General features: G+C 41.0%; 17 protein-coding genes and 1 pseudogene. 13 read left to right on the forward strand and 5 right to left on the reverse strand.

Annotation, left to right across the window (positions count from 1 at the left end; all coding sequences use genetic code 11):
• Positions 1–278: 278 nt before the first annotated feature.
• The 4 genes from F6K54_RS18860 to F6K54_RS18875 all read left to right on the forward strand — a co-directional run bounded on the left by F6K54_RS18860 (position 279) and on the right by F6K54_RS18875 (position 4868).
• Positions 279–1268: a HupE/UreJ family protein gene (locus tag F6K54_RS18860; RefSeq protein WP_293080379.1), complete on the forward strand. Its 990-nt coding sequence runs from the start codon at positions 279–281 to the stop codon at positions 1266–1268.
• A 79-nt stretch (positions 1269–1347) separates the two neighbouring features.
• Positions 1348–1560 (forward strand): hypothetical protein, encoded by a 213-nt coding sequence (locus tag F6K54_RS18865; RefSeq protein ID WP_293080381.1) that lies wholly within the window; start codon positions 1348–1350, stop codon positions 1558–1560.
• A gap of 223 nt (positions 1561–1783) precedes the next feature.
• A complete protein-coding gene (locus F6K54_RS18870) occupies positions 1784–2356 on the forward strand; it encodes a type II toxin-antitoxin system VapC family toxin (RefSeq protein ID WP_375341981.1) in 573 nt (190 codons plus the stop codon).
• Positions 2357–2450: 94 nt separating this feature from the next.
• A complete protein-coding gene (locus F6K54_RS18875; RefSeq protein ID WP_293080383.1) occupies positions 2451–4868 on the forward strand; it encodes a DUF3604 domain-containing protein in 2418 nt (805 codons plus the stop codon).
• Positions 4869–5097: 229 nt separating this feature from the next.
• Here F6K54_RS18875 and F6K54_RS18880 read toward each other — a convergent pair whose 3' ends face one another.
• Entirely contained in the window at positions 5098–5241 is a 144-nt protein-coding gene (locus F6K54_RS18880; RefSeq protein WP_293080385.1) for a hypothetical protein, read from the reverse strand.
• Positions 5242–5312: 71 nt separating this feature from the next.
• On the opposite strand from F6K54_RS18880, the gene F6K54_RS18885 reads away from it, so the two are divergent.
• The 5 genes and pseudogenes from F6K54_RS18885 (at position 5313) to F6K54_RS18905 (ending at position 10566) form a co-directional block, all read left to right on the forward strand.
• Positions 5313–5537: a hypothetical protein gene (locus F6K54_RS18885; RefSeq protein WP_293080387.1), complete on the forward strand. Its 225-nt coding sequence runs from the start codon at positions 5313–5315 to the stop codon at positions 5535–5537.
• A 331-nt stretch (positions 5538–5868) separates the two neighbouring features.
• Positions 5869–6126, forward strand: coding sequence for a hypothetical protein (locus F6K54_RS18890; protein ID WP_293080389.1), 258 nt, complete (start codon positions 5869–5871; stop codon positions 6124–6126).
• A gap of 46 nt (positions 6127–6172) precedes the next feature.
• Positions 6173–6796 (forward strand): annotated as a pseudogene (locus F6K54_RS18895) (RNA-guided endonuclease InsQ/TnpB family protein); the annotation flags it as partial.
• A 112-nt stretch (positions 6797–6908) separates the two neighbouring features.
• Positions 6909–7508 (forward strand): D-arabinono-1,4-lactone oxidase, encoded by a 600-nt coding sequence (locus F6K54_RS18900; RefSeq protein ID WP_293080392.1) that lies wholly within the window; start codon positions 6909–6911, stop codon positions 7506–7508.
• Positions 7509–8403: 895 nt separating this feature from the next.
• Positions 8404–10566, forward strand: a complete 2163-nt coding sequence (locus F6K54_RS18905) for a bifunctional UDP-sugar hydrolase/5'-nucleotidase (RefSeq protein WP_293080395.1) — start codon at positions 8404–8406, stop codon at positions 10564–10566.
• A 383-nt stretch (positions 10567–10949) separates the two neighbouring features.
• On the opposite strand, the gene F6K54_RS18910 is transcribed toward F6K54_RS18905, so the two are convergent.
• On the reverse strand, positions 10950–11408 hold the full coding sequence (locus tag F6K54_RS18910; protein WP_293080398.1) for a DUF4430 domain-containing protein: 459 nt from the start codon (positions 11406–11408) through the stop codon (positions 10950–10952).
• A 406-nt stretch (positions 11409–11814) separates the two neighbouring features.
• Here F6K54_RS18910 and F6K54_RS18915 point away from each other — a divergent pair, with 406 nt between their 5' ends.
• From F6K54_RS18915 to F6K54_RS18925, 3 genes are all read left to right on the forward strand, one after another.
• Positions 11815–13407 (forward strand): AGE family epimerase/isomerase, encoded by a 1593-nt coding sequence (locus tag F6K54_RS18915; RefSeq protein WP_293080401.1) that lies wholly within the window; start codon positions 11815–11817, stop codon positions 13405–13407.
• 279 nt (positions 13408–13686) lie between these two features.
• Entirely contained in the window at positions 13687–14310 is a 624-nt protein-coding gene (locus F6K54_RS18920) for a DJ-1/PfpI family protein (protein WP_293080404.1), read from the forward strand.
• A 245-nt stretch (positions 14311–14555) separates the two neighbouring features.
• Positions 14556–15977: an alpha-amylase family glycosyl hydrolase gene (locus F6K54_RS18925; RefSeq protein ID WP_293080408.1), complete on the forward strand. Its 1422-nt coding sequence runs from the start codon at positions 14556–14558 to the stop codon at positions 15975–15977.
• 251 nt (positions 15978–16228) lie between these two features.
• On the opposite strand, the gene F6K54_RS18930 is transcribed toward F6K54_RS18925, so the two are convergent.
• The 3 genes from F6K54_RS18930 to F6K54_RS18940 form a co-directional block, all read right to left on the reverse strand.
• Positions 16229–16387: a YqaE/Pmp3 family membrane protein gene (locus tag F6K54_RS18930; RefSeq protein WP_293080419.1), complete on the reverse strand. Its 159-nt coding sequence runs from the start codon at positions 16385–16387 to the stop codon at positions 16229–16231.
• Positions 16388–16461: 74 nt separating this feature from the next.
• On the reverse strand, positions 16462–17643 hold the full coding sequence (locus tag F6K54_RS18935) for a DUF4336 domain-containing protein (RefSeq protein WP_293080411.1): 1182 nt from the start codon (positions 17641–17643) through the stop codon (positions 16462–16464).
• A 561-nt stretch (positions 17644–18204) separates the two neighbouring features.
• Complete coding sequence (locus F6K54_RS18940) at positions 18205–20589, reverse strand: CBS domain-containing protein (RefSeq protein WP_293080414.1); 2385 nt, start codon at positions 20587–20589, stop codon at positions 18205–18207.
• A 577-nt stretch (positions 20590–21166) separates the two neighbouring features.
• Between F6K54_RS18940 and F6K54_RS18945 the strand changes: the two genes are divergently transcribed.
• On the forward strand, positions 21167–21355 hold the full coding sequence (locus F6K54_RS18945; protein WP_202224222.1) for a hypothetical protein: 189 nt from the start codon (positions 21167–21169) through the stop codon (positions 21353–21355).
• The last annotated feature ends 686 nt before the right edge of the window (positions 21356–22041 follow it).

The raw sequence follows: 22041 nt of genomic DNA on the forward strand, positions 1-22041 counted from the left end.
AATTTATCAAAATCAATGTACTTTTAAATACATTTTCTCTCTAGAAAAAGGCTTTTAAAGTATCAAACATAATTTGTCTATAATGTCTACGTTTTATGTTAAGAAAGATGTTTATAACGCATAGCTTTGAAAGGGGGGTTATGGAAGGGGGAGAAATCTTCGGTGGTTGGGTGAGCGAAATTTGGCGTGGGATTTCAATTCTCCGCGTCTCCGCGTCTCCGCGTCTCCGCGTCTGCTCATTGAACGCGCTACTACGTTGGCTTTGTCTAATTCTCCTGGTGGGTATAACTCTGGGATTTTCTCCCACTCTGGCTGAAGCTCACGGCTTTCAAACGGCCTACCTGGAATTACGAGAACAACCATCTGGTCAAATTGACGTACTCTGGAAAACACCTCCAGCTTTCGGTTCTGGGGATGATGGTTATGGGCCGCCAATCGCTATTCGCCCCGTTTTTCCTAAACACTGTACTGTCGCCATTACTCCTGGAGCGATCGCCACTTCTGTTTCCCAATGGACATTAGATTGTGGTGAGAAAGGATTGGCTCAATCAACGATTACGTTTCCAGGATTGATTAATAACTTTGTGGAAGTGCTGTTGCGAGTGGAATGGGCGGATGGGCATTCCCAAACTACGATGTTGCCAACTGGGCAAGAAACTTTTGTGATTCCAGAAAAAACGACGGTGTTTGCAGTAGGCCAGACTTACCTCAAACTCGGAGTCGAACACATCTTCAGCGGTATCGACCATTTGCTATTTGTGTTGGGACTGGTGTTAATTGTCGGCCCCTCTTGGCGTTTGGTAAAGACCATTACTGCTTTTACCCTGGCTCACAGCGTTACTCTGGGGGCTGCGACTTTGGGTTTTGTGAATGTACCTCAAGCTCCAGTAGAAGCGGTAATTGCTCTAAGTATTTTGTTCTTAGCGTCAGAATTAGCTCACAGTCGGATGGGGAAACCGGGATTGACTGAACAATATCCCTGGTTGGTGGCTCTGACGTTTGGGTTACTGCATGGCTTTGGCTTTGCGGGAGCGTTGACTGAAGTTGGGTTGCCGCCCCAAGATATTCCCCCTGCATTATTGTTTTTCAATGTTGGCGTGGAATTAGGACAACTGGCTTTTGTGTTGGCGGTGGTTGCGGTTATGGAAGGTCTGAAACGCTTGGGTTCCCAGAACTATCCGCGCTGGTTGAGGTGGATGCCGACCTACAGTATTGGGACGATGGCATCCTTCTGGTGTATTCAGAGAATTGCTGCGTTTTGGGGGTAACTGATAGCAACTCTACCTCAACATCTATCGTTGAGGCATTTTAACTTTTCCATGAAAGCCTTACTCCGAAATATTTCTTATGATTAACCGTGAACAACTCAAAAACGAACTTGATTCTGTCGATGATGCAACAATTAATATCCTACATGATGTCATAATAGCACTCAAAAAAAATCGTGAATCTTCTAATTTTCTAACCAACTGGTTAGTCAATAATCCACTCAAAAATAGTGTTATTTATGAAAAGGATATTATTTCTCCGATTGATGAAAATTGGGATGTTGACTCATGATTATTCTTGATACCCATGCTTGGATTTGGTGGTTGACGGAATCTCCTAATACCAATTTTATAAATGTTTGCTACAAATAGGTAGGGTACTTTTTAGGAGTCAGTCCTCAGGAGTCAGGAGTCGTATGGGAATAGATTTAATACCAGTTTTTAGGTCATAAATTATCTTTTTTATCAAAGGTACATTTCCTGCATTTTTTTTTATTGCACTTATTATTCGTAACATTGTTTTTTCAAAATGGTATAAACTTTCAAAAAAAGCAATCGAAACTATTGAGAATAATACTATCATCGGGATTGCTGCTATTAGCTGTTGGGAATTATCTATGCTAGTTGCAAAAAATAGAATTGAATTATCAATGGATGTTCAAATTTGGATGAGTTTAGCTTTCCAGCATCCTAAAGCTCAACTCTTACCCCTTAGTCCAGAAATTGCGGTTTTATCAACTCGATTACCTGGAGAATTTCATGGAGATCCTGCGGATAGATTAATTGTTGCTAGTTGTTTACTTCATAAAGTTCCACTAATTTCCAAAGACGAAAAAATTAAGAGATGGGGATATTTATATCATGTCCGGATAATTAGTGATAAAAAACCTTCTCCCTTTAAACCTTTCTTTTCCTTCTGCCTTCTGCCTTCTGCCTTCTTTCCTCCAAAGTGTAAGTATTCAACCGGACATGATATTACCTGTCATTTGGTAAATCAATCTATTTTGTGCCTTTTGTCTTCAAGACCGCTTTTCCTGGCACCTCGCAATAACGAGTGTAAGTCCAGCAATAGAGCGATCGCTTCCTAACCAGAGGCCAACGCCAAAAAAAACTGAATCTGTGAACGTCTAGTCCGGGGTTCAAAAATCCAACAAAAGACAATTCCTATAGGAGTTAATCAAAATGAATCGAACGTTTTCGCAAATCCGCAAACTGTTGATGACAGGATTGTGTATTTGCTTACTAATAGGGAACATCCTCTTTCCCTCCAACAGTGCTTTAGCTGCACCAATCCCTGAAGAAGCTGGATTGCCTGCTGGAGAATACGACACTCCAGTTCTAAAAGGACTTATACAGCCTCCGGCGTTCAAGAAAACAACCTCAAAAAACTACTCCCCCTACGCGGGACAAGCCCAAGCAGCACCAGGCTTTCCCCAACAGGTATTTTGGGGTGATACGCACCTGCATACAGTCTATTCCTTCGATGCGGGTGCTGCTGGAACCACCCTAACTCCTGAAGATTCCTATCGCTTTGCGCGGGGCGAGCAAGTAGAGACAGATGGGGGAGAACTTGCCCAGTTATCTCGTCCCCTGGACTTTCTGGTAGTCAGTGACCACACCGACCAGTTGGGATCGTTTCAACAGTTGACGACTCAAGAAGCCCCAGACAACTGCGGTGAGGATCAGGCTCAGGTAGATGAGTGGTATGAAAGGATTGAAAACGGCAACGACGAAGAGCGAGCGCAGGTCAAAAACGAAATCACCTACGTCTTTGGTCAAGGCGAGGCTCCAGAATGCATGCTCCAAACTCAAGAACAGTTCCGTACTGCCTGGGAGGAGGAAGTTGATTTTGCAGAAGCTTTCAACGACCCCTATAAATTTACAGCACTGATCGGGTATGAGTGGACGGCTCTGGATGCGGGGGATAACCTGCACCGTAACGTTCTCTACCGCGACAACGGCGACAAAGCAAAGCAGTTGCTTCCCAAGACTACCGAAGATGGTCCCGATCCAGAACTGCTCTGGAAGTGGATGGCAACCTATGAAGATACAACCTGTGGTGAAGTCTTGGCGATTCCCCACAATGGCAATATGAGTAACGGACAGATGTTTGCGGACGTGGATGCTCGTGATTTGCCCCTGAGCCACAGCTATGCCGAGCAACGGCAACGCTGGGAGCCACTCTATGAAGTGACCCAAACAAAAGGAACGAGCGAAACTCATCCGAAGCTGTCTCCTGATGATGAGTTTGCCAGTTTTGAGACCGCAGGCTGGGATGCTGCCAACTTGCACATGAGTACTCCTAAAACAGATGATATGTATGAGTATGAGTATGCTCGTGCAGCCCTCAAGAATGGACTCAAGTTTGAAGACAAGCTGGGAGCAAATCCCTTCAAATTTGGTCTCATCGGTTCCACAGATTACCACGCTAGCATATCAGCTGTGGAAGAAGATAGCAACATGGGTGAGCTTCCCTATAATACCCCTAGTCCTAATCGGGTGACGAACATCAAGAAGGAAAGTTCTTTTGTGGATGATCATACTGAAGAGACACTCAAGCGGTTCGGATGGCAGCTTGGGGCGGCTGGCTATGTTGGCGTTTGGGCCGAAGTTAATACCCGCGAATCTCTGTTCGATGCCATGGCACGACGGGAAGTTTATGCCACCAGTGGACCCCGCATGATTGTTCGCTTCTTTGGCGGTTGGGACTTTACGGACGAAGATTTAGATCGTAACCCTGGTGATGTGGGTTATGCCAAAGGTGTTCCTATGGGTAGGGATATGCCGTCGCCTAAAGAACTCGATCTGAACTTACTGGAAAAGATTTCTCAGAAGACTGACAGCATTGCTCAGAAGACTGACAAGATTGCTCAAAAAGCTGAAAAGATTGCTCAGAAGACTGACAACATGGAAAAGATTGCTCAGAAAGCTGAAAAGATTGCTCAGAAAGCTGAAAAAATTGCTCAGAAGGCTGAAAAGATTGCTCAGAAGACTGACACTCTTGCTGATACTCTGAACTATTATTATCAAAAAGTCAACCCACCGACCTTTTTGGTAGCTGCATTGAAAGATCCGCTACGGGGGAATCTCGATCGCATTCAAATTATCAAAGGTTGGCTGGATGCTGAGGGTGACACCCACGAGAAAGTCTATAATGTCGCGTGGTCAGATCGTCCTGATGATACACCAGATAGTCTCTCTCCTGTTGGTAATACAGTTAATACTGACACAGCAACTTGGGAAAATACCATCGGAGCAGTTGAGCTAGCAACGGTCTGGCATGACCCAGATTTCGAGCCGACACAACGTGCATTTTACTATGCGCGAGTCTTGGAAATTCCGACTCCTCGTTGGACAGACTACGACAAAGCATTTTTTGGCGACGAGTGGTGTGCGGAAGCGAAGGCAGAAAATCCAACGGCTTGTGATGATATTCCCCTGACTTTACAGGAGCGGGTGTATACTTCTCCTATCTGGTATTCTCCAGCTAAGACCATCGAACTCCCATCCCGGCCTGGCAAACCAGTTGAAAATGTGACTCAAGAAGAGTTTTGGGATATAATCATTCAGGAGGTTGACAAACATTATTCAACCAAGTAGATGAACTAAATCTATGCCCCTGGCATCTCACAATGGTTTGTTCATTAATTGATAATGGATAATTGATAATTACTTCGGGTTTTAACCGCTCTTGATTGAATATCAGGAAATATTATTTCTTTTCTTGGTCGATTGGATATGGCTCCGAGACCTGGCCATCCCTCGACCGCTTTTTTCCCCTTAAAAGGGGAGGCTTCAAGGCGCGAATTATTTAATTATTAATTATTAATTATTCGGTAATGTCAAAACCCATTGACTGAGTGTAAGTCCAGCAATAGGGCGATCGCTTCCTAACCAGAGGCGATCGCATTTCGGTCAAAAAAGATGAAGTGTTGATCGGGCACTCCTCAATATGCTTTGAGGCATTTGTCATCAGCTTGGAAACGTTGCTTTAACAAAGTATCATATCAACCCAAATTGTTACGAATCAAGGAGTTGACGAAAATGAGTTTTCTCAGATATTCTAATTTCATTCATCGATGGTTGAAGGCCATTCAAAACGCCCTTGGCCTCAACCAAAGTTCCCAACAAGATGTTGAGGTTTCGTCGCCAACATGGAAGAACTGGTGCCTGAATATTTCTTATAAGGCTGCGGATGACTACTACTTCACGCCCAAAAACAAATCTGAGTTGGAAAAAGTTATTTTCCTGGCCAGAAATGCAGGGTAATTAACAGCTTGACATAATCTATGATTATCTATTATAATCTATGAATATCTATATTTCATTTTATGCTACTAGGATTCAAAACTGAGTTACACGCCACAAATCAGCAAAAAACCTTATTGGCTAAACACGCGCTTTGTAGCTCGTCATGCCTGGAACTGGGGATTATGGCTTACCAGAAACATCCTTAATCACAATCAGCGTCATCCTGATAGTAAACTTAAATTTCCTACTGCTATTGATTTACATAAGCTTTTAGTAGCAATGGTCAAACCTAAAAACTATTGGTACTACGAGGTTTCGCTCAACAGCGCCTCAGTATGCTTTGAGATATTTGTCATCAGCTTGGAAGCGTTGTTTTAACAAAATTTCTGGTCAACCTAAATTCAAGAAAAAAGGTAGGGATGATAGTTTTACTTTGGATGGTTCAATTACAGTCGGTTTTAATCGTATAAAGTTACCTCGAATTGGTTGGGTTAAAACCTTTGAAATCTTGCCAGACAATGTTACTCCCAAGTCTGTAACTATTAGCAAAAAAGCTGATAGATGGTTTATTAGTTTCGCTCTGAGAAACAGAACCTCAAGTCACTGATAAATCAGTTGATGTCGTTGGTGTAGATTTAGGTGTAAAATCTTTAGCTACACTGTCAACTGGTGAGGTTTTTGTTGGTGCAAAATCTTACAAAAAGTTAGAGTCTAAACTATCACGACTGCAATACCTTAACAGGAATAAAACTAAGTTTTCCAACAACTGGAAAAAAGCACAGCTAAAAATAGCGAGACTACACACAAAGATAGCTGATATCAGGAAAGATACGTTACATAAACTAACGACCTATTTGGCTAAAAACCACAGTCAAATAGTAATAGAAGACTTAAATGTATCAGGAATGATGTCAAATCACAAGTTAGCTAAGGCTGTTGCTGACATGAGTTTTTACGAGTTTCGCAGACAGTTAGAATACAAGTGTGAGTTATATGGTTCAGAGTTAATCATCATTGATAGATGGTTTCCTAGTTCTAAAACCTGCAGCAGGTGTGGAACTGTTAAAGAGTCTCTATTGTTATCAGAGCGTGTTTTTGAATGTGAAAACTGTGGTTTCAGTTGCGATTGCTCCGCAACGCTAGCGCGAACGAGACTTGATAAGAGCGTTAAATTTAGCTATGGCGGTCAGTTCGACCGTGTCAGCTTGTGGACTGGACAGGCGCCGACGTTGCCAGGTAGAAGCAAGAATAGAACAGATAATCATAGATTTATATAGATTATCGTAGGTTTCTAAGAACGGTACAGATATTATAGATATAATAGCCGAAGGTGCTGGGATACTTGCACAGCAGAATCAGGAATCAGCAAAGCTGCTAACAAGTATAGCAATGTTACAAGCCCAATCTTGGGCTAAGGATGCTAACAAAACTAACTCAGAACTCTGGTTGGAGAAAGGTATGCCAGTGATCTTCATGTCTTACTTTATTAAACTCCCCAATATCGATGATTCAGGTCTCAGGAAGGTCTGGCAAGTGCTGCAGGTAGTCACGGATGAGCTCCAGAAGGAGGGTAACGACTTCTATATTGCGGCACCCATGGAGTTCCGTTTTGTGAAGGGTGGCAAAAGTGCAATGTCTGGAACCTATACCGAAGAAGAAGATGTCTCTTTTGTCAACCTGGATCTGATTGGCTTTGTAGGAGACAAAACGGTGGAAAAGTATCCTCAAAAATTGCTCAACTTTTTTGCCAAGGTCGAGCAAAAATGGTTTGAAGACTACAATGGTCTTCCGCATCATAGCAAGATGTATGGTTTCTACGATCCGAAGAATCCTAATACCAGTTCCGGGCCTTTCAACCCGAACTTTCTCGCTGCATTTCGCGCGCGCAACAGCGAATCCTGGAACAGATTTAAGAATTTCCGTAATCAACTCGATCCAGATGGCCTTTTCTACAACAAGTACTTGCGATCATTGTTAGGAGAGCAATGAAATACGCTCTGCTAGTCTCGTAGAGTGGGAACTTATATCATGTCCGGTTGAATACTTACACTTTGGAGGAGGTAAGGCAGCTATGCTGGAGGCTGGAGGCAGGAGGAAAGAAAAGGTCAGAAGGGAAAAGGTTTTTTTTATCACTGATTATCCGGACATGATATTACCGAATAATTAGGTTTAAAGCCTCTAATGAGCAAGGAGAAACAAGAACAAATTTTCCTTTGATTCAATCCTCTTCCTTTTAGGGAGAGGTAATTATCAATTATATCATGTCCGGTTGAATAATTAGACTTTGGTGTACAGAAGGCAGGAGGCAGGAGGCAGGAGGCAGGAGGTTTTCTTTCATTGTCACCTTAATTTTATACAGGCTCCGATGCTACCGGACATGATATTATCAATTATCAATTATCAATTATTGAACACATTAGCTTATCAGCGGTGGAAGAGCGTGTATAGAATTAAGTCACAATAGGAAGAAAGCCTTCTTCCTCTTGCCTTTTACCCTCTGTATTCCTTCCACCAAAGTATAAGTAGAGCTTGCTGATTAAATCTAAAAGCATTGACATATAAAGACTTTAGCATTTTTGGAGTCGAAAAAAGTGCGTCTGTTTCAGTCTAAAACGCTCAAAAAGTTAGTATTTTAGGCGCATAGTTAGACAGAAAAATTAAGGGACAATTCTTACTTCTACCTTCTCGCTCCCAAGCCATTTCTCCTGTCTCCTGTCTCCTGTCTCCTGTCTCCTACCCCTACTAAAAGACTTTTTCAGCAAACCCTAAGTATTCAAGGGAACATGATATGATAAACTTACAACTTGCTATGCGAAGGCAACAAAAAGTGAACCGACGGACATTTCGTCCAAAGTTCAACGTTATTATTTAGAGGTTTTTCTCGATGATTTTGAATCGTATTTGGAAGCATCTGTGGAAGAATGTAGTGGTTATTGCGATCGCCACTGCTTTCTTTTTGAGTGTCGCTGTCCCCCCGGCAACAGCATGGAACCTATTCGACTTCTTCAAAGGGTTTGACTGGTTTAACAAATCCGAACCCGCTCCCACCAGCACCGCTGCTGACTCGGAGGCCACAACCTTTACCCTGCAACTTCTCCATGCTTCCGACTTTGAAGCTGGCCTGGAAGCTCTGGAGGATGCGCCTCATTTCTCAGCCGTCCTCAATGCTCTCAAAGACGACTATCCTAATACCCTTTTCCTTTCCTCTGGAGATAACTACATTCCCAGTCCCTTCCTGTTTGCGAGTGGCGACCCCAGCATGAGTGACACCCCTGTGGGTAAAGCGGGCATCGGCCACGCTGATATCGAAATCCTTAACCAACTGGGCCTTCAAGCCTCCACTTTTGGCAACCACGATTTCGATCTCGGTACCAAGGAAGTGAGCGATATCATTCAACCTTCTGGGGAATATCGTGGGGCATTGTTTCCTTATCTGAGCGCGAACTTAAATTTCAGTACAGACCCCGACTTGGCAGACCGGGTGACGGAAAACGGACAAGAGATTAGCACCCTAGAAGCAGGAAAATTAGCTGGAACGGCGATCGCGACCGTTGGTGGCCAAGAAATCGGCATCGTTGGTGCAAGCACACCATTGTTGCCTGCTATTGCCTCCACAGGTAAGGTGATCGTACTTCCTGAAAATGACACTGACTACGATGCCCTGGCTGCTGATATTCAGGCTGCTGTAGACGAGCTGACGGCAACGGGTATCAACAAAGTGATTCTTTTGTCCCATATGCAACAGTTGAATATCGAGCGCGATGAACTTGCACCCCGCCTCCGAGATGTGGATATCCTCGTTGCGGGCGGTTCCCACACGTTGCTGTCTGATGAAACAGACCGCCTCCGTACTGGAGATACGAGCGCTGGTCCCTATCCTATTCTCAAAACTGATGCAGATGGAAACCCGATCGCCGTAGTTAACACGAAAGCCAACTATACTTATGTGGGTCGCCTGGTGATTGACTTCGATGCCGAAGGTCTACTCATACCCAGTAGCATAGATTCCAGCATCAGTGGAGCTTACGCCGCTGACGAAGAGGGGGTTGCAGCCACAGACGGCACTCCCGATCCAGAAATCGTGGAAATCGTTGATGCCCTCAATGAAGTCATTGCTACCCAGGATGGCAACATTTTTGGCAACACGACGGTTTTCCTACGGGGCGATCGCTCTTATGTCCGCACTGAAGAAACCAACCTAGGCAATCTGACTTCCGATGCCGATCTTGCCTATGCCAAAACGATTGATGCTACAACGCGGATTGCTTTGAAAAATGGGGGTAGCATTCGTTCCAATATCGGAATCATCAACGCTGCAAGTGGCAGTACCGATCCCAATGATTTTGAACTGTTGCCACCCGAAGCAAATCCGGAGGCAGGGAAAGCAGAGGGAGAGGTGTCCCAACTCGACATCAACAACTCTCTGCGGTTCAACAATGGACTCACTCTAATAACGCTCACGGCAGAACAACTCTTACAGACACTCGAACATGGGGTTGCAGGAACAGCTCCCGGTGCAACCCCTGGCCAGTTTCCCCAAGTAGGCGGTCTGAAGTTTAGCTTCGATCCGGAACGTCCTGCTGGCGATCGTGTTATTTCTTTAGTCGTTTTGGGCGATGACGAATCTGATGTGGTTGCTCAAGATGGCGAACTCGTCGGCGATCCCAGTCGAACCTTCCGGGCGATTACCGTTAACTATCTCGCTGACGGTGGAGACAGTTATCCTTACCCTAGCTTTTTGAATGCCGATCCGGTTTTGTTTAATCGTGTCGATCTCTTGGGTGAGCCAGATAGTGATGGCGATGGGGATTTTGAACCGGAAGAGGACCTCAACAAAAATGGGGTGAGGGATGAGGCAATTGCAGAAGCTGTCGATGGCGTTGCTGACTTCTCTCCTTTCGGCACTGAGCAGGACTCACTGGCGGAATACTTCTATCAAGTTTTTCCTACAGCAGACACTGCCTTTAGCCAAGCGGATGGGGGACCTGACTCAGACGAGCGGATTCAGAACCTAGCGTTCCGGGAAGATACAGTAATTTCTCAATAGAGCAATTTTTAGGCGATCGCATCGGGGAAGCGATCGCCTCTCAAAACCTAAGCCTTTCGGAGGCCATTAATATCATGTCCGGTTGAATAATTAGACCTTGGTGAAAGGAAGGCAGGAGGCAGGAGGCAGGAGGCAGAAGGTTTTCTCAAGAGTGTCACCTTTATTTTATACACGCTCCGATGCTACCGGACATGATATAACCTAATTCCTTACGCACATACATCCGCAGAACGGAGAGGGAGTAGCAGTGCACCGTGGAACATAACCGTTTTACACTGAACATCTTTAGGAAAGCATGGGGCTCCTTCTGGTCATCCACAGATACAAAAACCACTTTCTGACTACGAAGAGAACTTCTCTTGGTCGCCTACGAGTGATAAAGGTTAAAAGGATTCATTTTTCCATTCTATTTGGTCGCATGTTTGGAGGATGGCTGTATCAATTCCTCTTAAGGATGGTTTATCGTTGATCCTCAATTGCCAATATTTTTTGAATCCAGGGCCGTTCCCGCCTATAGTGGTTACTAAATCTCCAAAAGGACTACTTGTATTTGTTTCATAGGTGAAAGTGCTGTCCACAAACTTTGCATTCTTCATCGCTAAACTTACCGTCTCATTTTCGATCCAAGGCACGTTTTGGATGTCGTAAATTTTTTCTCCATTTAGTTCGACGTTTATTGAGACAGTTTGAGACGCAGAAGCGCATTGAGAAATTGCCTTTGCAGACAATTCTGATTCTGCCGTAGCAGATGGCTGTAGGAATAGATTGAACGCTAACATTGCCACCGTCATTATGACTATTGCTAGCAGTTTTTCCCAGCTTTTCTTCTTAACTTTTTGCATTTTCGCCTCCTTTTCTATGGCTTATTGATTTTCTGTTGACTGCTTGTCAACACAGCGATCATCTCCTTGAATTAGGTATGGGGAAATTTTAACACTCACCAAAGGATCGAGTCAATAGATATTATTAGCTGAGTCATTTGCTTTCAAAGCGATCGCCGTCCTCTTAAGTTCCTGCATCTTTTTCAGGATAATTGTTTCATCTATAAGCTATTGGTGATTATTTGTCAACTACAATCTCTAATGTTCTAAGAAAAAATAAATTTTTGACATTAAAAAAGGATGTGATAAGATTTGAAGTAAAGGCAATAACAGCAAGCAACTAACTAATATTATTTGATTGCTATGGCCTTCAAGAAAGTTCAATTTTTCACCTTCAAAGCAAACATCAAAGCAAACAATAGTTCTTATGTTCAACCTAACTCGCCATCATCTATTTAAGATGGCAGCCAGTGTATTGCTGAGTTTTACACTTCTGTTTGTATCAAGCATTCAACCAGCTTTAGCATTAGTCTCCTCAACTGCTCAATATCCTGTAGATAATATTGATGGCATTATTGCCGATGTTCCCACAGGCGAACGTTGGCTGCAACATTTGGAAGAAGACTTGCTCCCATTTTGGACAATGGAGGAAGCACTGGGCGATCCTGTTGGCAATTACCCGACTTATCGATGCAATGACGGGTCTCTGTACAGTTGGATAAATCCCTGTCCAGAACTTGAAAATGCTGATTCGAGTATCGTCAAGCTCGATCGGGAGTACATCAGGGCAAAATCAAGACAAATCTTTGCCTATGGCGTTGCTTACCATCTCACAGGAAAGAGCAAATACCTAAAATTGGCTAAAAAGGGAGTAAACTATGTGCGCGCATACGGTTTAGACCCAGAAGGTGGTGCTTACACCTACTTTGAAAATGGAGTTGGCCTACCAAGTAAAGCTCGCCGGATCAGTCAAGATATGGCTTATGCTGTTGCTGGTCTAGGATTTTACTACTATCTTACCCGTGACCACGATGTATTAGCAGATATCGTTGCCCTCAAGGACTATATCTTTGAGACCTATTACGATGCAGAATGGGATTTACTTGCCTGGGCACATGAGGATTATGTAGATTATGTTGACGAAAATGGTAACGAGCAAAAAGTTAGTAAGGATCAACGGGAATTAGTATCTCAACTTGACCAAGTTTATGGTTATATGTTGTTGCTCACTCCCACATTGCCTGAAATGTTTAATGGCAAGCCCCTCCGCTCCCAATGGGAAGATGACTTAGTGCATCTAGCCAGAATTATGAGCGAGCAGTTCTATACACCAGACAACAATATTTTCTTTGGAGCAATTACCGATCCGAGCAAACAAAAATTAGGAACAGATCATACAGATTTTGGTCACTCCATTAAAACCTTATGGTTGATCTATGAAATCGGTAAATTAACTGGACATTACGAACTGACTGCCTTTGCTCAAGAAAAAGCACCTTTAATTCTAGAAGAAGCTTTCCTAGAAGACGGAACTTGGGGTCGTCGAATCAATCAATATGGTCAGTTAGAAACTGATAAAGAATGGTGGATTTTAGCAGAGTTGGATCAAACTGCCGCTACCTTCAGTTTGCGCGATCCTTCCTACGCTAAATACTTGCCTACCAGCTATGCTTATTGGTTTAAGTATATGATCGACCACGAACATGGTGGTGCTTGGCACTGGGTATATGCTAAGAATAATCTTCCTAACTTGAGTTTACCTAAGCAACACTCCTGGAAAAATGCTTTCCACAGCTTTGAGCACGATCTGGTTGGTTATATTACTGGTCAAGCAATTCACAACTTACCTGTCACTTTGTATTTTGCTTTCCAGGAAATTCCTGAGAATACTCAAATTCGTCCGTACCTATTTGCGGCTAAAGTTCAATCCATCATTGAACCTCGGAAGCGCAATGGGAAAAAGATTCGCCCTGTTCGGGGTTCAACTCAACAAATGGTCACATTAGTTGATGTTCGGTAAACCCTAAATCTCAAGATATGGTTGCTAATCAAGTAACTATATCTTGTATCTTTCCAGCAAGAAGTGATTTGTGTTGCAACTTGTGTATCATTCATTATTAGTTATCAGTACCGACTGCAGAAGCTAGAGGCTTGAAATACTGAAGTTTACTTTTTTTCGCCTTAAAAGGGGAGGCTTGAGACCTTTTTTTGCTGAGGCAACATCAAAAGTAGTTGAGTAACTGATTAACTTATCGACAAATAGAAAGTTAAGTTGTTATTTCCTAAGAGGAAGAAGATAATGGTCCAGACAAAAAACAAAAAGATAGCGATTTTAATTGAATCCCATTACGACGGAAACGAAACTGCTGCCTTTGAAACTTTTTTCCCAGTAAAGGGATATGAAATTGAGTATGTTTCTAATCTCAGAGGAAAGCCAGAAAAGGTGTTTGCAGATAACAACAACCCTAGCAATACGATCACAGTAACTAAGGATATAACCACAGACGTTATATTAGATAACTACACTGGTGTATTCTTGATTGGTGGATACGCTATGGATATGCTTCGCTATGAAGTAGAAGTAGAAGAGGGAGAACATGGAAGGCCAAAAGAGATACCAGTTGCCACTCAATTTGCTAAGGCAGCATTAGAAAATCCAGAAATAATAGTGGGAGCTATTTGTCATGCCTTATGGATATTTACTCCAGTACCAGAATGCCTTCAGGGTCGCCGAGTTACTTGCGGTCATAATATTATGTATGACGTTCTCAATACAGGAGCAATTCTAGACTATTCTGGACCTCATAAAAAATTAGCTGCTGTCTGTGTTGATCGCAACCTAGTTACCGGACGACATCCTTTTGTCGTTCAAGATTTCATGGACGTATACTTGGATGAGTTAAACAAAAAACATCAGCATTAGTGAATAGAAAACGGATATTCATAATGCAGGTGCAATTTATGTACCAGATGCTAGTTACATTATGTTGATGACAACTTAGTGACTAGATGTTGGGCAGCAGATTTATTGAGGTAAACTCTGGTAGGGACCTTCTATGAAACGTTCCTACATTAGCACAATAAAAAATTACTTCTCTAAATCTACTAAATTCCTGATAATCTAATAGACAACTTGTTACCTCTAAAGTCGAAACAGGAATCATATTTATGAACAACAAAAATCGTTTAGCTTTCAGTTTTCTCATAACGTGGGTTTGTACCTGCTTTCTGGCAGTAATTATTGGACTGACATCCAATCCTACTCCTGCCAAAGCAGATGTTATCTACCACGCCTTCGATGAATGTTTTGCCAATATACAAGCAAAACTGCCAGAAATCAAAGAAGCAGGATATACTCATATCCAAATTTCCCCTCCCTATAAAACCCCCCCACGTCAGGATAATCCTTGCGCATCAGTCAAAGAATGGAGTAATCACTATCAACCATTTGATTATGTTGTAGACGGAAATCTGGGAAACGAGAAAGGTTTAAAGAATTTGATTGATGCTGCTCACGATAGCGGTATAAAGATCATCGTCGATGTTATCTTTAATCACATGGCTAATTACGATCGTTATTACAAAGCTAAAGATAAAGATGTTCAATTCCCCGCCGGAGCATATCCGATCTTCAACGACAAGAAATATTTCCATGAGAAACACTGTATTGAAGACGAAGACTACAAAGATCCCTACAAAGTTGAAAATTATTGGTTATGTACTCACAGCGATCCGGAAGGATTACCAGATCTGAAAACAGAGTTACCTTATGTACAAGAGCAAGCTCGGAAATATCTTCAAAAACTGCTCGTTCTGGGAGCCGATGGTTTCCGCTTTGATACGGTGAAACATGTGCCGGTTGAAGATTGGAAGGAAATCGTGAAGGATCTTAAAAGTAAAGATACATTTTACTATGGTGAAGTTATCGGTGACAACTACGACCAGAGCATGAAATATGTTCCAGTGTTTCCAAAAGTAACAGATTTTCAACTGGTTAATACCTTGAAAAGTGCTTTTGGTTACGGGGGAGACTTACGATCTTTAGTTAATCCAGCAGATACCCAGCGTGCTTTACCTGGAGACGATGCGGTTACTTTTTCTCGTAATCACGATACTTGGGCATCAGGGCAGTTCGATTATTTGAAATTTGACAAGAACGATTTAGTTTTAGCAACAGCTTACGTTTTAGGGAGAAAAGAAGGAACGCCCTTAATTTTAACTTTTGATGCTTTTGAGCCTACGGTTGTCGCTGGAACCAAATTTCACGAACAAATGATGGGAGAATCTCAATACTATCGGAATGGTAACGAAATTGCAGTTGCTGCGGACAATCCCAACTTGCTCTTTATCGAGCGTGGAGATAAGGGTTTAACCATTATTAATAAAGCTGCTGAAACATTTGATGTCACTGCTGCTAAAATGCCAGGTTTAGGAGTAGGTTGTTACAGCGAGCTACAGTATGACTTTGAAATGTGTGTAGACTACGGTGGTGACGGTCAAAAGTACATTAATAAATGGGGTTCCCCTAATCGCGGTGGAATTAATATCGGTCCCCGTACTGCATTGTTCTTTGTCAAAAATGAGGCTTAATATCATGTCTCTTTGATGACCAGATTAATCTTGGTGAGAATAGCGATCGCCGTACAATTAATTTATTCATATTTGATGGCGTTCGCCTCCTAATTCCACAAAAACTATAAGCCTAAGTAAGAATCACTAATTTTAGTAAATTTCTATTGAATTTATTTAAGAAGGTTTAAGGTTAAATTGATAAGGTAAGATGGTAGGTGGTAAATTGGGCAGAAATACCTGGATATTACCACCTAAAACACAATAACTATTTATCTTTTAGCAATAATCCAAACAGCGTGAACAATTCCTGGAATATAACCCAGAAAAGTCAAAAGAATATTCAACCAAAATTGACCGCCAAAACCTACTTGCAGAAATACGCCAAGTGGTGGTAAAAAAATCGCACAAATTAAACGAACAATATCTATGTTAACCTCATCAAGAAAATGCTTCTTTGGTATACATTTTATATATAGGGAAAATAAGAAAATGCTCTTCAGCTTTAACGTAAAGCCCCTATTTTTTTAAGCTTATCATCTAATTGTCTCAAAAACTGTAAATCTGTCTCTGGTAAATACCCGTCACTATCCTTTTCTAAAAAACTAAATGCTTGCCTAAACTCATATCCACTTGCTTGAATAGGTGCATCAAAATGACAAGGAATAATCTGCCGAAAATTCCAACTTGCCACTTTCTCAACCCACTCCATCACCTGTTTTGGATCGCGATTCAAAATCAGGGTTTGCAATATAGGTGCTACTAACAACCGTCCATCCTGTCGTAACTGTGTAAAAGATCGCTGCCAATCAGACTTCCAACGCCATGGCAAAAGACCAAAATATGCTCCCTTTGAGCGGTCTGGTGCTTTCAAAACATTCTGAAATACCTCTCTAGTAGGTACTACATCTAAAGCATCCACCTGAAAATATAATGCAAACAAACATATTTTTTGCCACCCTATACATCTATTGATCGGATTATCTTCCACTACGTCAGACACATTATCTTTGGCATGAAATAATAACGGATAAGGGTCTAAATTCAAAATATCGGGCGGTTCAGCAGGTACAGATAAAACAGTATCAACCGCCAGTAAAGTTTGGGATGGACTATGCCAAAATACTACTTCTGCAAAAGGTTTGAAACCAATATCAAGAGGTCCGAGAGTTGCGTAGTCAAATTCTGCTGCAAAAGGTGTATCACTACTGTTGGCAGGAAGTAGATGGGTGCGTTTTTTCGGTAAACCCAACCAACTCAAAGGTAGATTTATCGGAAAACTCCATTGGTTGGGTGTCACAAACACTTCAGCAGTGGGAAAATTTCTCGCAAACGGTCCGACATATACTTTATGTTCTAAGCCAGAAATAGTTGGTAGAATAATGTAGCGAACTTCTCCATATTTTTCTACCAATTCATTAACAAGGCGTACACATTCTCGTGTTGGTGCTATGGGAGCATAAACAAATAAACCGCCTCCAAGCATTCTTACCACTGTCATCCGAATTGGTACAGTGACATAGAAAATGCCCTGAAGTTGGTCAAAAGTCCAGATTGTATCTTTGACAATCTCCTTTCGTAATGTTCGTCTTTGCCCATAAGGATATAAAGGTAAAATAGGCCATAGAGGCCATGACCAATCCTGAGAGCGAGAAATTTTATTTTGTCTTTGTTTCCCTGAATGCACTTTTATTAATGGATAATGGATAATGGATAATGGATAATTACCTCTGGTTAAAACCGTTACGGAATTGAATATCAGGAAATATTATTTCTTCTTTTGGTCGATTGGATATGGCGAGGAGACCCGCTCTTATTAGAGCCGCTCCGCTTTATATGTTGCGGAGCAAAACGCCATCCCACCCTACGGGAAGCTCCGCTACGACCGCTTTTTCCCCTTGAAAGGGGAGGCTTTTAACCAGAATTATTTAATGAATAATAATTATTAATTAGGGCTTGCTGATTAAATCTAAAAGTATTTACTGATATTGGTAAGTGCCTTTTTGGGGCTTTTAAAAAGTGCCTGGTTTTCAGCCTAAAAGCCTCAAAAAGTTAGTATTTTAGGTACATAGTTGGGCAGAAAAATTATTCTTGCAATTCTTACTCCTACCTCCTCTAAGTACCCCGTTCCTCCTGTCTTCCTCCTGGGAGGGGTTAGGGGTGGGTTGTCTCCTTTCTTCCCCTCCCCTCCTGGGAGGGGTTAGGGGTGGGTTAACTTCTGACTTTTGACTTCTGACTTCTGACTTCGTTAGATTGGTATTTCTACTTTAAAAGTTGTCCAACCATTACTACTGGATACTAATAGGTTACCATTGAGCTGTTCTACCAATTTTTTCACTAGGGCTAAACCTAAACCTGTACCCCCTTGTTTCCAGGGATCGGCATTGGGCACTCGATAAAATTTGTTAAATATTTTAGGTAACTCAGACGCAGGAATTTCTGATGGGTTACTAATCAAAAATTTGATTGAGTCAGGAGCTTCTACAGAGCTTGTTTTGCTACTTTTTTTCTGATTACATTCAACTATAAACTTGATTTCGCCACCATTCTGAGTATACTTGCAAGCATTATTAAGGAGTTCTGCTAAAATCCGGCCTAAACTATTATTATTAGACACAATTTGAGGGATTTTTTTAGGCAATTTAACCTTTAGAGTTTGTTGACGTTCTCGGGTTCTAGATTGAAAAGGATCGATAATAGTGGGAAGCCAACTTGCTAAATCTATTGTATCTATTGGAATAAGTGCAGTACCACCTTCTAAGCGTTGTAAATCTAACAAATCGGTAATTAAGTTAATTTCTCTTTTACACTCTGTATCTAAAATACTTAAATATTGTTGACCGCGTTCTGATATAGGAAAGACTTTCAACATATGAATAGCCATTTTCATGTTTGATAGGGGCGTTCTTAATTCATGGGATACAGTGCTTAAAAAATCATCTTTGAGAATATTAAGTTGCTGTAGTTCTTGCACTTTTTGTTGCAACTCTGCTGTGCGGTCTTGAACTTGTTTTTCTAAATCTGTGTTAAGAGTTTGTACTTGTTGATAAAGTTGGGCCTGTTGAATAGCGATCGCTAACTGAGTTGCTAGCTGCTTCAATAAATCAATTTCAGATTGTTGCCACTCTCGAATTCCCGAATATTCCTGGGTACACATCAGTCCCCATAGTTGTCCATCTTGGGAAATTGGTACTATTAAGTAAGCTTTTACCTGTTTTTTCTCCAGCTCAGTAGTTTTTCCTGTACTTGAATTTATTTGAGTGATATCAGAAACTGCCTGAATCTTATTTTGCTTCATCTTTGAATTTGACATTAAGCATTCAGATGAAATTGTTTCTCCTATCCAAGAATCGCAGTTTTTTTCTACTGACTCAGCAACTACTTTAGCGACTTTTGCTGTTTCTATCTGAAAGAACACTACTCTATCTGTTTTGAGGAATTGTTGAACTTCTGTAACTACAGCATTAATAATTTCATCTATATCTAAAGATTGATGAATCCGAAGAGCTATTTTGGCTAGGAGGCGGTCGCGTTCTAGCTGTGCTTGTATTTCTGCCGTTCGTGCCTGCACTTCTTTTTCTAATTGTGCATTTCGAGTGCGTAATAGTTCAAATTTTTCTGCTTGCAATTGATTCACATCTTTTCGTAATTTTCTGACTAACCCAAACATTACTGTCGGGTCTAATACTTGCAGTAAGCTTGCCTGATTAACTGTTCCCAGAAACTCTCCTTGTTTACCACATACTATTAATATTTGTACCTGTTCCTGCAACATTTTTTTATGAGCATCCCAGAGAGAGTCTGTTTGTTTCAAACTATTAATTGGCATTTTCATTACCTTTTTTACAGGTGTTGCTGCCAAACTAATATTTATAAAATAAGCTTGTGCAATATCATCTGTTGTAATTATACCCACAGGTTTTTCAATTTCAGTCCTTTGTGTTTTACTTTTTTTCTTCTGTGTTACGATTACACTATTCACTTTTTGATTTGCCATCAATTGACTAACTTCTAACAATGATGTCGTTTCTGGAGTTGTGACAGCAACAGAGTCATTTTTGACTTCGTTTACGCTTCTTAACCTGAGAATATTAGAAGGTTGCAGTACTTGACGAATTCCTTCTGGTGTGACAATACCAACTATTTGACCTATACTATCTAGCACTGGCAGATGACTAATTTTATGTTGGCGAAACAGGGATAAAGCTGTAAATAAATCTTGATCGTCTGATTCTTTTAGAGTCACAAAATTAGATGACATGACTTCTGCTATCTTCACTTGTTCTGATAAATTGCTGAAACTACCAATTTGACCAGTTGCAATTAGTTTGACAAGGTCACTAATAGTGAATATTCCTAATAAAAAAGAAGATTGTGCATTAAAAAATTCCTGCTCTTTTTCTATTGATTTATTTTCTACCACTAAAACACTTGTAGCTTTTTCTTGGTTTGATAATGGTGATTCATCAATTTTTCCATTTGTCTGTGTATTGACAGGTATTGCACAACTGCTTTGTAATATACTCATTTGTTTGAGTACATCTACCAGAGGAGTTTCGGGGGTTACAGTTAGCGGATAACGGTCAATTGCTTGTTGTAGAGGTGATGAATAGATACGAGATTGAGCAACCATAATCATATCTCCTTTATAGTTATAGTTAAATGCAAAATATTATTGAAATTTTTCAGGCAAATTTAGAGTTTCTTATATTTAATAAAATGATAATATTATAACCGTAATTATTGCCAAAAAATTACAGTATAAATTTTAGCATGAAATCAAGTTTGGAGCAATATTTGAAAGTGTTAAAATTACCTTGAATTTGAGTTTCGTAAACTTAATCTAACTTTGAAAAAAATCCGGATGCTGTGAAACCGATCGCTGTTAATAATAGCGGTGATTAATCTATCAAACTAAGTAAGGATGCGATCGCAAATACTACTTATATTTAAAACCAGTCCTTAAAAGTTGGGTATTAAGTTCCATTGAAAACTGACTTGCATTTTATAGAAACAGACCCAAGAAGATGATATAGTCTGTATATATATAGATATAATGCTCTACTTTTTGAAGTACGGACTTCTAAAGATTTTTGATGACTGGCATGGCCTTCATTTTTGAGGCTTAAGAAATAAATTAGAATAGAATCTGCCATTTTTAGAATTTTTGTTTCAAAATATTAAGTAAAGATGAGTTGAGAGTATTACCCATGTTTCCATTCTTTGCTAAATCCTGTTGTGGTTGGGACTTTTTTCAACCAGAGTCTCGTAAAGTCCATCAAGAAAATAAACTGAAATTCCTCAAGTGGATGCGAGACGATCTAGAAACTAGATTAGCTGGACTTAATGCGGCCATTCAAACCATTGAACGCCAGATGAATCAAGACCAACCTTCTTAATGTAATAGAGTCTATAGTCCATCAAGAAAGCCTGGGAGTACATTACTCCTAACACTTTAACTACAGTTATTTTTTCTGGGGCGTAAAATTTTGCGCCTTTTATTTTGAGAATATTGGAATTAGGCAAGTAATATCATTTTTCATTGATTCTTGATTAATGCTACAGCACTAAGTTTTTTGGTATTTGACAATCAATTTGGATTGTAAGGTAATAGGTAATAGAGAATATGGAACAGGAAGCATTGCTATAATATAGATTATTTATTCTTCCTTTTCCTTGTTACTGTTCGATCTTTTCTATGATGGGTTTTATATCCCACTCTCACCCGCGATGTCAATGAAGTCTGTGGGGTGAGAATTCTCATCAACCCCATTCTCAGTCACTCATCTAAATCCGGTTATATAGTAGCTTTATTGGGAAAATAAGGCAGAGGGCAGAAGGAAGAAGGGTTAGATTAGAGCAGATTTGAAAAAAATACCTTTTCATAACCGTATTTAGTATCATTAGAAATCTCTGGAAAAGAGAGAGTAGGGAGTAGACGGTAGGGACGTTCCATGGAACGTCCCTACAGAGTAGGGTTAAAAAATTATCAATTATTCCCCTCCTGGTAGGGGGAGGGGCGAGGGGTGGTTTCCCTACTCCCTTTTTTCTGGAGATGTCTATTAACTACTTACTACTTGTTCAA

The sequence above is a fragment of the Okeania sp. SIO3B5 genome, from assembly GCF_010692555.1.
Lineage (GTDB): Bacteria > Cyanobacteriota > Cyanobacteriia > Cyanobacteriales > Microcoleaceae > Okeania.